Origin of the sequence: Streptomyces chattanoogensis (assembly GCF_001294335.1) — a bacterium.
Taxonomy (GTDB): domain Bacteria; phylum Actinomycetota; class Actinomycetes; order Streptomycetales; family Streptomycetaceae; genus Streptomyces; species Streptomyces chattanoogensis.
This window is the reverse complement of record NZ_LGKG01000001.1, coordinates 45,041-56,140: the sequence shown is the minus strand read 5'-3', so window position 1 is coordinate 56,140 and position 11,100 is coordinate 45,041. Positions and strand designations below refer to the sequence as shown.

Here is an 11,100-nt window from a genome sequence, read left to right as displayed (position 1 = left end):
CCGGGTCAGAAGTTGCCCAGGCCGCCGCAGACGTTGAGGGCCTGGGCGGTGATCGAGGCGGCCGTGTCGGTGACCAGGTAGCCCACGAGGCCGGCGACCTCTTCGGGGGTGGAGTAGCGGCCGAGCGGGATCTTGGCCTGGAACTTCTGGAGGATCTGCGCCTCGTCGGTGTCGTAGGCGGCGGCGTAGCCCTGCCGCACGCGCTGCGCCATCGGCGTCTCGACGTAGCCCGGGCAGACCGCGTTGACGGTGATGCCGGTGGGCGCCAGCTCGTTGCCCAGCGCCTTGGTGAAGCCGACCACCCCGTGCTTGGACGCGGAGTAGGGGGCGCCGAGGACGACGCCCTGCTTGCCCGCCGTGGAGGCGATGTTGATGATCCGCCCGCTGCTCTTGTCGCGCATACCGCCGCTGGTCAGCACCTCGCGGGTCATCCGGAAGACGCTGTGGAGGTTGGTGTCGATGACGTCGAGCCACAGCTCGTCCGTGATGTCCGCCGTGGGGCCTCCGCCGCTGCGGCCCGCGTTGTTGACCAGGATGTCGATGGTGCCGTAGCGGTCCACGGCGGCCTGTACGAACCGCCGCACGTCGTCGGGGGAACGGACGTCGCAGTCGGTGCCGTCCACCTCCAGGCCCTCGGCGCGCAGCTCCTTGACGGTGGCGGCCACGTTCTCGGCGCTGCGGGCGCAGAAGTAGACGCGGTGGTGCTGGGCGGCCAGCAGCCGGATGACGGCCAGGCCGATGCCGCTGGTGCCGCCCGTGACGAGGGCGACCCGGCGCTCGTGGTTCGACATGTCTCTCCAATGCAGGTGTACGAGGGGGCGGCGCCGTGCGGGGACCGAAGGCGGGCGTCGGCCCCGCGTCGGCACGGCGCCGGCGGATCAGGCGGCGGACGCCCGCAGGCGGGCGTTGACGGCCTCCAGCAGGTCCCGCGGGGTCCTGGCGTCGGCCAGGGCGGTGTCGTCGAGCGCGATGTCGTATTCGCGCTCGATGCGGCTGGCGGTCTCCAGCAGGGCCAGGGACTCGTACCCCAGCTCCTCGAAGCCGGCGTCGAGGATGTCGCCGTCGAGGTCGGTCCCCTCGGCGGTGCCCGCTCCCTCGCGCAGGATCCGGCGCAGGTCGTCGAGGGTGAAGATCTCGTTCACGATGTCACTCCTGTCAGGGTTCGGTCAGCTGTGTCAGACGCCGCCCGCCTGGGGCGCGCGCACGATCAGGGCGGAGTTGAACCCGCCGTGGCCACGTGCCACCACCAGGGCGGCCCGCACGCTCGCGGGACGCGCCCGGGTCACCAGGTCGATCTGGTACGCGGGATCCGGTGTGACGTTGGGCGTCGGGGGGATCAGGCCGTCGCGGATGGCCAGCAGGGCCGCGGCCAGGTCGAGCGGGGCCCCGCCGGAGTACAGCCGGCCGGTCATCGTCTTGGGTGCGGTGACCGGTACGCCCCGGCGGCCGAAGACGCCCGAGACCGCCTGGGCTTCGATGCGGTCCAGCTCCGGTACGGCGGCGGCGTCCGCGAAGACCACGTCCACCTCGTCGGGCACCATCCCGGCGTCGTCCAGGGCGAGTTGGATGGCCCTGCGCAGGCCGGGCGGGCGCCCGCTGCCGGGGCCGGGGTCGAAGGTGGAGCCGTAGCCCGCTATCTCGCCGTAGATCCGCGCCCCGCGCTCCCGTGCGGACTCGCCGTCCTCCAGGATGTGCAGGGCACCGCCCTCACCGGGCACATGGCCGCGCGCCTCGCGGTCGAAGGGAAGATAGGCACGGTCGGGGTCCTCGCTGGTGCTGATCCGTTCGCTGGTCAGCTGGGCGACCCAGCCCCAGGAGCAGATCGAGGCGTCCACACCGCCCGAGACGATCAGGCGGGTTCCCCGGCGGATCTGCCGGCGTGCCTGGGCGATCGCGTCCAGGCCGCCCGCCTGGTCGCTGACCAGCACGCCGCTGGGGCCCTTCATCCCGTTACGGATCGAGATCTGCCCGGAGTTGACGGCGTAGAACCAGGCGAAGGACTGGTAGGCGCTCACGTACTGCCCGCCCTTGCTCCACAGCGCCCGCAGTTCGTTCTGCCCGAACTCGAAGCCGCCGGACGCGCTGGCGGTGACCACTCCCATGTCGAACTCGGGCAGTTCGGCGGGCTTGATGCCGGCGTCGGCCAGCGCCCAGTCCGCGGCCACCAGCGCCAGGCGCGTCATGCGGTCGGTCTGCGGCAGCAGCCGGTTCGGCAGGTGCTCCTCGGCGTTGAACCCCGGAACCTCGCCGGCGAGCCGGGACGGGTAGGGGCTCGGGTCGAACCGGCTGATGCGGCCGATGCCGCTGCGGCCGATCCGGGTGGCCTCCCAGTACGGGCCTGTGCCCAGTCCGTTGGGTGCCGTGACGCCGATGCCGGTCACCACGACGGGCGCCGTCATGCCGTTCTCCTCTCGGGCCCGGTGAGCACCATGGCGCTCTGGAATCCCCCGAATCCGCTGCCCACGGTCAGCACCGTGTCGGTCCCCCAGTCGCGGGCGACCAGCGGTACGTAGTCCAGGTCGCACTGCGGATCGGGGGTGTGCAGGTTGGCTGTGGGCGGTACGACGTCGTGCTTCATCGCCAGCACGGAGGCGGCGATCTCGATCGAGCCGATGGCCCCCAGGGAGTGGCCGACCATCGACTTGATGGAGCTGATCGGGGTCCGGTACGCGTGCTCGCCCAGGCTCCGCTTGACGGCGGCGGTCTCGTGCAGGTCGTTCTGCTTGGTGCCCGACCCGTGCGCGTTGACGTAGTCGATGTCCTCGGCGGTCATCCGCGCCTCGTCGAGCGCGACCCGGATCGCCTCGGCCATCTCCGCGCCGTCCGGCCGCAGTCCGGTCATGTGGAAGGCGTTGCAGCGGGTGCCGTAGCCGGCGATCTCGGCGTGGATCTCGGCCCCGCGCTGCCGCGCGCTCTCCAGCTCCTCCAGGACGAACACCGCGGACCCCTCGCCCAGGACGAAGCCGTTGCGCGTGGCGTCGAACGGGCGAGAGGCCTGGGCGGCCTCGTCGTTGCGCGGGGTGGTGGCCTTGATCGCGTCGAAGCAGGCCACCGTGATCGGCGAGATCGGGGCTTCCGTCGCACCGGCGATCATGACGTCGGCGGAACCCTCCCGGATCAGCTCGCAGGCGTACCCGACGGAATCCAGGCCGGACGTGCAGCCGGTCGACACCACCGAGGCCGGCCCCTCGGCGCCGACCGCCCAGGCCACCTCGGCGGCGAACGAACTGGGCACGAAGGCGCCGTACAGGTGCCGGGACGCGTAGGTGTGGTCCACCAGCTCGAGCCGTCCGCCGTCGCTGACGACGCGGTACTCCTCGTCCAGGCTCATCGTCGCGCCGACGGCGCTGCCGATGGTCACTCCCGTGCGGTACGGGTCCAGCGCCCCGTCGTGCAGTCCGCTGTCCTCCAGGGCCTCGCGGGCCGCGACCACGGCGAACTGGGCGGCGCGGTCCATGCGCCGGACGTCCTGGGGGCCGAGACCGTGCGCGGCGGGATCGAAGTCGATCTCGGCCGCGACGCGCGAGCGGAAGGGGGCGGGGTCGAAGAGCGTGATGCCCCGGGTGGCGGTACGGCCCTCGCTCAGCAGGCTCCAGAAGTTCTTGACACCGAGAGCCCCTGGGGCCAGCACTCCGATGCCGGTGACGGCGACCCGTCGCCCGGTCACTGGCCCGCCTGCCAGTGGTAGAAGCGGGTCGCCATCGCGTCGGCCGGTGAACGCCAGGTAGCCGGGTCGTACGCCTCGATGAACGGCTTGAGGTCCTCGCTGATCCGGACGAACCGCGGGTCGCTCTTCGCCTCCTCGATGCGCTCGCCCCCGTTGTCGGACTCGAAGTCCTGGAGGTGGAAGTACAGGCCGCGGTACGAGAACAGCTGCCGGCGGCGGGTCCCCATCAGGTGCGGCATCTCGGTGCCGTCGAAGGACGCGAAGAGACGGCTGACGTCCTGGCTCGCACCAGGCTCCATCCGCGCCACGATCAGCGTGCTGTGCATGATTAGCCTTTCTGCTTCGGGAGTTCACGCGCGGGACCGAACCAGCGCTCCAGGGAGGCGGCGAGCGAGTCCGTGCTCCCCGGCGCCAGCCAGGCGACGTATCCGTCGGGCCGGACGAGCACCGCCGTGGCGCCCGCCAACCGGCCCTGGCCGGGGGCCTCGTGCGTGGTGGCCGCCACGATGGTCAGCCGGTCCGACCAGCCCTCGGCGCTCGCGCGCAGCGCGGCGTCACCGGCCAGGTCCAGCAGCACGCCGCGGGCGGGGTGCAGCAGTTCGGTGCTGCTCGTCTTGGTGTCGTCGACGACCAGTTCCAGGTGCGGCATGCGCATACCGAGGAGCGGGTGGTCGCCCTCGCCCACGTCGTAGCGGATCTCCAGCCCCGAGACCATCCCGGCCAGGTGACGGCTGACGACGTCGTAGCGGATCAGCTCGGCGAGCACGTCCCGCACCGGCTGCATCTCGTCGCCGCTCAGGAAGAGCTTGCCCTGCGCACTGGTGTTCATGAGGAGCCTGCGGCCGACCGGGTGCCGCTCGGAGTGGTAGGTGTCGAGCAGGCTCAACGGGGCCCGCCCTGCGACCACGGCCGCGAGCTTCCACCCCAGGTTCACCGAGTCCTGAATGCTGGCGTTCATGCCCTGGCCGCCGGCCGGGAGGTGCACGTGCGCCGAGTCGCCGGCCAGCAGCACCCGGCCCCGGCGGTACTCGGTGACCTGACGGGCCGGGTCGCCGAACGCGCTGACCCACACCGGCTCACCGTGCGAGATGTCCTGCCCGGTCAGCCGTTGCCAGGCCGCCGCCACCTCTTCGTAGGCGGGCGGTTCCGTGCGCCGGCGCGGCGGGGCCCCCTGCTCGCACACGATGATGCGGTCCACCCCGTCGCCGAGCGGCGCGGACATCACCATGCCGCGTGCCACCGTCTCCCCGATCGGCCGGGGCTCGATCTCGCAACCGCGCACGTCCGCCAGGAACATCTCGCGGGTCGCCGAGGTGCCCGGGAAGTCGAAGCCGCCGGACTTGCGGATGGTGCTGCGCCCGCCGTCGCAGCCGACCAGGAACCGGGTCCGCAGGGTGTACGTGCCCTCCGGGCCGGCCACCTCGACGTCCACACCCTCACCGTCATCGGTGAACGACACGACCTCGTGGCCTCGTCGGAGGTCCGTGCCGAGCCCGGCCGCCCACTCCTCCAGGATCGCCTCGGTCCGCGACTGCGGCACGGCCTTCACGCCGTAGTGCGCGCCGTCGAGAATCGAGAAGTCCACGGGCTGGCCGCCGAAGTGGCCCTGGGCACTGGTCTCGATCTCGCCGAACCTGGGCAGCAGACCACGCTGGTCGAAGACCTCCATCGTGCGGGCGGTGAAACCCAGTCCCCGCGATTCACCGGTGGGCGCGGGCAGCCGCTCCAGGACGATGACGTCGGTACCCGCCAGACGGAGTTCCCCGGCGAGCATCAGCCCGGCCGGACCAGCGCCCACGACAATGACAGATGCATCCATATATCTCTCCCTGAACGTGTCCGAACTGATTCCACCGAGAACGCGGTTCACCTGACACGCTCAGCCACGCACGCCAAGGAAAGAAGGCGTTGGGAAGTGCCGCGCAAGAAGGTGGCGTCTCCCTCTCGGGAAACGCACTCAGATGGGATCCGGCATGCATGTGACGGCAGCGCGAAAGCAAAGGAAATCGCTGCGGAAACCGGACCAGGCCGGCGGAGACAGTGCATCGGAAGTTAGTGAATAGCTTCTTCGCTACCACCTACAGAGATCAACACCAGTCCTTCAAAAGCCGCACAACAAGTAGCCAGGAGACCGGCAGGATCGACAGTGGAGCGCCAGCGAAACGTCAACTTACTGACAATTTGTGATGGGGGCCACAGCCTGGCGTGACGGCACGGACGGGACTTCACACACCACAGGACGTCAGCTTGCAGAAACTTGGAATGCTTGAGGAGATCGCACGGTGACCGCAAAGATTCCACGGACTTCTTGCCTTCGGCTCCGGGGTTCGCATTAGCTGAAGGAGTAGTCGACGAGGGGAATCGGTGGATGACCACGGAAACATCCTGTGCGGCCGCGACGACCACCGTGTGCGTGGGAACCGCGTGCAGGGAGACGCACACCGCCGAACGCGCCGCGTGCCGGGTGGCGAGCGGATACCGGCTGTGCCCGCGCTGTCAGGCCGGGCTGCGCTCCGCCCTGCGGAACCTCCCGGCGCTGTACGAGGAGTGCGGCCTTCTGCTGACCGGTTCCCGCGCTCCGCAGGAGAAGACCTCCGGCGGCCCGCTCCCCGGAATGCGGCTCAACGGCCGCGCGGTCGAGGCGCGGTCCGCGGTACTGAGGGGGCTGGCAAGCTGGGCGGGCCTGGTCGCCGGGGAGCGGACGCTGACCGCCCCGCGGCGGACCGTGCCGGCGCTGGCCATGTTCCTGGAGCATCACCTGGACTGGCTCTGCCGCCACCCGGCCGCCGCCGACTTCTCGTACGAGCTCGGCCGTCTGGAGCGGGCCGCGCGCCGGATCGCCTCCCCCGCCCAGCCGCGCCGGGTGCCGGTCGGCAGATGCGTCGAACCGGGCTGCCCCGGCACGCTCAGCACGACGGTGGACACCGGCCGCTCCGAGGGGCGCGGTATCCGCTGCGACGCGGTCCCCGAGCACCGCTGGGAGGAGCACCAGTGGCTCCACCTGCGCGAACGCATGAGGCAGCCCGGGCACCCCGGGCAGTCGGCGCACGGGGGGAATCACCCACCGCGCTGGCTCAGCCCGCAGGCCGTCTCGCGGCTCTGGGGCATTCCGTCGGGCAGCGTCTACCGACTGGCCAGTCAGCACAAGTGGGAACGCCACCGGAAGGACGGCCGGACGTACTACGCCGAGGCGGATGTCCGGAGCGCTCTGAGCCACCGGAAGGACTCCCGTACGGAACGCTGAGCGACGGCCGCCAGGGCGGGCCTTCACCAACGAAGGAAACGGAAGCGGCGCCGACAAGGGAAAGGGCAGCGGTGAACGTTACGTCACCGCTGCCCCAGCCACGTCAACTCGGCATCGTCGTCAACTCCATATGTTTGTCAACACTGTTGTACGCCGCCGAACCGGAATCCGACTCCGCGCACGGTGATGATCCATTCACTTGAACCAAGCTTGTTGCGCAGGGTTCCGACGTGCGTGTCGATGGTGCGGGCGATATTGGAACCCAGGGCTCCGCCGGGGAGTGACGCTCCCCAGACCTCGGTCATCAACTGCTCCCGTGAGAACACGGTCGTCGGCTGCGAGGCCAGGAACTGAAGAAGGTCGAACTCCTTGCGCGTCACCTTGACCTGGGTGTCGTGCAGATAGACCTCGCGACGGTCCCGGTCGATGTGCAGTGGACCGTGGGAGAGGCGCCGGCTGCGCATGGCTCTCGGCCGGATACGACGCATGATCGCCTCGATCCGGGCGACGAGTTCGCGGAATCCGAACGGCTTGACGAGGCAGTCGTCGCAGCCCGCCTGAAGGCACAGCACCCGGTCGAGTTCGGTGCCGTGGGAGGTGAAGGCGATAATGGGTATGTCGCTCGTGGTGCGTATGCTGCGGCAGACCTGCAGCCCATCGACATCGGGAAGCTCAAGATCAAGAATCAGGAGATCGTATTCCTGGTAGGAACCCAGGGCGCCGGCGCCCGTATCGGCTATCTCCGTCTCATATCCGTGGCGTCGCATGTGCTGACGGAGTGAGTTCGCGGATTCACAATCAGGCTCCGCTACTAATACCCGCATCTGACCCCCGGTTTCCTGGTGCTCTATTCGCGCGTCAACAGTAAGAAGAGCGTCGGAGCGCATGGAGATAGCGGATAGGACCCCGCGAGAGAACAGCAGGGAAGACGGACCGACACAATTCCGACATTGATTCCGCCCCCGTTCACGCCAGATCCTCGTATGTCGCATTTCACCTGCGCAGCCACCAGGCCGCGCGACCCGCGCCCCATGAGCTCGCGTATCCCTCGACCCACTGATCAACATAACAAGCAGGCTTGTCTATTTGTCAAGGAAGATTCTGGGTACACGCATGTGACGGGCCAGCATTTTTGACGCTCCGTTAGCAATCTGCACGCACCACTCGGTGGCGTGATGACATCTCACTGGCGTGATCACGTCGAATTCGGTGGCGTGATGACATCTCACTGGCGCGATCACGTCGAATTACGACGTTGGGATTCGTCTCATGTGGCGAGTCCGGTGTCGCTCGCGACAGGCCGGGGCGACCGCGAGGTCATCGCTCCCCCAGGACCGCGCCGCGCGGCCGACGGAGCCGTCGGTTAACAAACAACTCTGTATGTCTCTACAGTGGGTAACGCGCGACAGGTGGCGACAGGCGCGACAGGTGGCGATACGCGGGATCCGGGCCGCTGATGTTCCGTCAGCCCATGAGTGTCGCGGGCCGCGCCCAGCCGGGGCGGGCTTCCTGCGGATCGTCGGCCGGCGGGTCGGTCGCCTCTTCGCCCCGCCCCCCGGCGGGCCTCCCCGCGAGCCGTTCCCGCAGCCGGGTTTCGGCCTGGTTCAGGACGAGCTGCAGGGACATCAGCAGCCCGGGAACCGCCACGGCGGGCAGCAGGTACCTCCAGAGCGTGGCCACGCGACGGGTCAGCCCGGACTCCTGGCCCACCCGGAACAGGCTCACGGACGCGGACGACCCCACCAGCACATCCGCGACCTCACCGGGGTCGGCGCTGGGCACGATCTCGCCGGCCTTCTCCGCCTCGCGCAGCAGCCCCAGGATCACCTCACGCACATCGCCCCCCTCGGGCAGCGCCGCGCCCTGGTACTCCAGCTCCGTTCGCAGGCGTACGGAGGCGCGCGTCACCACGTCCGTCTGCAGCCGGTACGCGTACTCCAGGCTGAAGTCGATCAGGCTCTGCAGCACCAGCCGGCGCCGCAACGGCAGCAGGACATCGCTCCCCTCCGTGAGCACCGCGAGGGCGAGGTCCTGCTTCGAGGCGAAGTGAAAGTACAACGCGCCCCTGGTCACATGACACCGGGACAGGATTTCGGTGGTGCTCGTCCCTTCGTACCCCCGCTCGCAGAAGACCTGCGCCGCCGTCTCGACGATCAGGCGACTGGTCTTCAGCCCTCTGACTTGTTGTGCCATACAACTCTCACCTTCCGGTGCCCAACGACCCATCCCAAACGTCGCCCGCGCACCGGCGGGGCACACGACCCGTGGGGGACGGAGCCACCGCCGGTGCGCGGAGCGATTCCCGGCACAGAGCATCGTCGCCCATCTCGCACGGTCAACACCACCGTTACAAACGGGCCACCGCCGGTCACAGCCGGCAACAGGCATACGCGATCGATCAGTCGAGAGCGGACGCGTCCGTCCGCGTCCCGCGCCGGTCCGGCCGCGGGGAGCCCTCCGCGCCGCGGGGTTCCGCGGCCCCACTGCCGGCCAGGTCGCTCGAAGTGGCATCCAGCCCCACGGTGCCCGGGCTGTCGGCGGGTTCGGACTGCGGACCGTTCGACGCGCGCAGCGGGACCTCGCGCACCAGAAGCGCGGCCACCACCGCGACGAGGGAGAGCACGCCGGCGAGGAGGAACACCCGTCCCGTCCCGTCGACAACCCCGTGTTCATACGCCGTACGGGCCGCGTGCGGAAGCTTCTGCAGAACAGCCGGATCCGGCCGAGCGGCCGAGTCGCCGCCGGGCACTCGCGCCACACCGCTCGCGAACATCGTGCCGCTGACGGCGACGCCGACGGAACTGCCGAGGGTACGGGCGAGGGTTGCCGTGGAAGAGGCCACACCGATGTTGCGGACGTCGGCGCTCTGCAGCGAGACGAGGATCGTCGTCTGCGTCAACAGGCCGATTCCCGCGCCGAGTACGGCCATGAAGACCGCGGAGAGCGCGGGGGCGGTCCCGATGGTCATGCGGCTGAGCAGCAGGGTGGCAACAGCGAGCAACACGCCGCCCGAGACGATGAAGGCCTTGTACCTGCCCGTGTTGGTGATCACCCGTCCCATGAACGCGCTCACGATCACCATGGCGCCGAACATGGGCAACAGCAACAGCCCGGAGTTGGTGGCCGAGGCACCCTGGACGACCTGCTGGAAGATCGGCAGGAACGTGATGCCGCTGGTCATCACGCACCCCAGGAGGAAACCGATCACGGTGACCAGGGAGAAGTTCCGGCTGGCGAACAGCCCCAGTGGAAGCATCGGTTCGGCCACCCTCCGCTCCACGTACAGGAGGGCCGCCACGGCGAGCACCGCCACGGCGATCAGCGTGAGCACCATGGGCGAGCCCCAGCTGTAGTCCCGTCCGCCCCACGTGGTCACCAGCACAGCGGCCATGATCGCGACGGTCAGCAGCATCACCCCGCCGTAGTCGATCCGGGCACGGGAGCGCTGCCTGGGCAGGCGCAGGACCGACATCATCAGTATCCCGGCGACGCCCAGCGGGACGTTCACGTAGAAGCACCAGCGCCAGCCGAGGCGATCGGTGATGATGCCGCCGAAGAGCGGCCCACTGATCATGGCCAGACCCATCACAGCGGAGATCACGCCCTGGTACCGGCCCTGCTGACGCAGTGGGATGACGGTTCCGATGACCGCCATGGCGCCGACCATCAGGCCGCCGCCGCCCAGCCCCTGCAGCACCCGGAAGGCGACCAGCTCCATCACACTCTGGGAAAGTCCGGAGAGTATCGAACCCAGCAGGAAAACGGCGACAGAGGCCATGAAAGCGCCCTTGCGCCCCCACATGTCGCTGACCTTTCCCCATACCGGGGTCGAGATGGCGATGGCGAGCATGTAGGCCGTGACCACCCACGAAAGGCGATCGGCGTCGCCCAGTTCGCCGACGATCCTGGGCATGGCCGTACCGAGGATCGTGCCGTCCAGGGAGCCCAGCAGCATGGCGATCACGGCCGCGCTCAGGACCAGGTATAACCGGCCGCCCCGCAGTTGCGGAGGCGACTCCTCCGACGGAAGTCCTTCCTCTGACCGCACTTGGTCCACAGCCTTCGCCTCCTTGTCACAGGACTTGCCACAGAACGAGAGCACCCACCCGACTTACTTGCCAACAGGTAGGTTTGATCGTTTGAACGATAGAACCCCGCCCATGGGGCGTCAATAACAAACTTGTCAACA

Annotated in this window: 10 protein-coding genes; 1 reads left to right on the top strand and 9 read right to left on the bottom strand. The window is 69.1% G+C overall.

The window, feature by feature from the left end:
* Nucleotides 1–5 precede the first annotated feature (5 nt).
* From ADL29_RS00235 to ADL29_RS00210, 6 genes are all read right to left on the bottom strand, one after another.
* Nucleotides 6–791, bottom strand: coding sequence for a 3-oxoacyl-ACP reductase (locus ADL29_RS00235; protein ID WP_046929082.1), 786 nt, complete (start codon nt 789–791; stop codon nt 6–8).
* A gap of 87 nt (nt 792–878) precedes the next feature.
* The gene (locus ADL29_RS00230; RefSeq protein ID WP_388262892.1) at nt 879–1,142 is read right to left on the bottom strand and encodes an acyl carrier protein; all 264 of its coding nucleotides are present in this window, start codon (nt 1,140–1,142) and stop codon (nt 879–881) included.
* Nucleotides 1,143–1,175: 33 nt separating this feature from the next.
* A complete protein-coding gene (locus ADL29_RS00225; protein ID WP_053921787.1) occupies nt 1,176–2,399 on the bottom strand; it encodes a ketosynthase chain-length factor in 1,224 nt (407 codons plus the stop codon).
* The gene (locus ADL29_RS00220) at nt 2,396–3,667 is read right to left on the bottom strand and encodes a beta-ketoacyl-[acyl-carrier-protein] synthase family protein (protein ID WP_053921786.1); all 1,272 of its coding nucleotides are present in this window, start codon (nt 3,665–3,667) and stop codon (nt 2,396–2,398) included. The genes ADL29_RS00225 and ADL29_RS00220 overlap by 4 nt, the downstream gene beginning before the upstream one ends.
* On the bottom strand, nt 3,664–3,993 hold the full coding sequence (locus tag ADL29_RS00215) for a TcmI family type II polyketide cyclase (RefSeq protein WP_046929078.1): 330 nt from the start codon (nt 3,991–3,993) through the stop codon (nt 3,664–3,666). The genes ADL29_RS00220 and ADL29_RS00215 overlap by 4 nt, the downstream gene beginning before the upstream one ends.
* Nucleotides 3,994–3,995: 2 nt before the next feature.
* Nucleotides 3,996–5,486, bottom strand: coding sequence for an FAD-dependent monooxygenase (locus ADL29_RS00210; RefSeq protein WP_053921785.1), 1,491 nt, complete (start codon nt 5,484–5,486; stop codon nt 3,996–3,998).
* A gap of 549 nt (nt 5,487–6,035) precedes the next feature.
* On the opposite strand from ADL29_RS00210, the gene ADL29_RS44380 reads away from it, so the two are divergent.
* Nucleotides 6,036–6,911 (top strand): hypothetical protein, encoded by an 876-nt coding sequence (locus ADL29_RS44380; RefSeq protein ID WP_053921784.1) that lies wholly within the window; start codon nt 6,036–6,038, stop codon nt 6,909–6,911.
* Between the two features lie 137 nt (nt 6,912–7,048).
* Here the strand turns inward: ADL29_RS44380 and ADL29_RS00200 are convergent, their stop codons facing one another.
* From ADL29_RS00200 to ADL29_RS00190, 3 genes are all read right to left on the bottom strand, one after another.
* A complete protein-coding gene (locus ADL29_RS00200) occupies nt 7,049–7,735 on the bottom strand; it encodes a response regulator transcription factor (RefSeq protein WP_053921783.1) in 687 nt (228 codons plus the stop codon).
* A 640-nt stretch (nt 7,736–8,375) separates the two neighbouring features.
* Nucleotides 8,376–9,104, bottom strand: coding sequence for a TetR/AcrR family transcriptional regulator (locus tag ADL29_RS00195; protein ID WP_053921782.1), 729 nt, complete (start codon nt 9,102–9,104; stop codon nt 8,376–8,378).
* A 205-nt stretch (nt 9,105–9,309) separates the two neighbouring features.
* A complete protein-coding gene (locus tag ADL29_RS00190) occupies nt 9,310–10,968 on the bottom strand; it encodes an MDR family MFS transporter (RefSeq protein ID WP_245689078.1) in 1,659 nt (552 codons plus the stop codon).
* Nucleotides 10,969–11,100 lie beyond the last annotated feature (132 nt).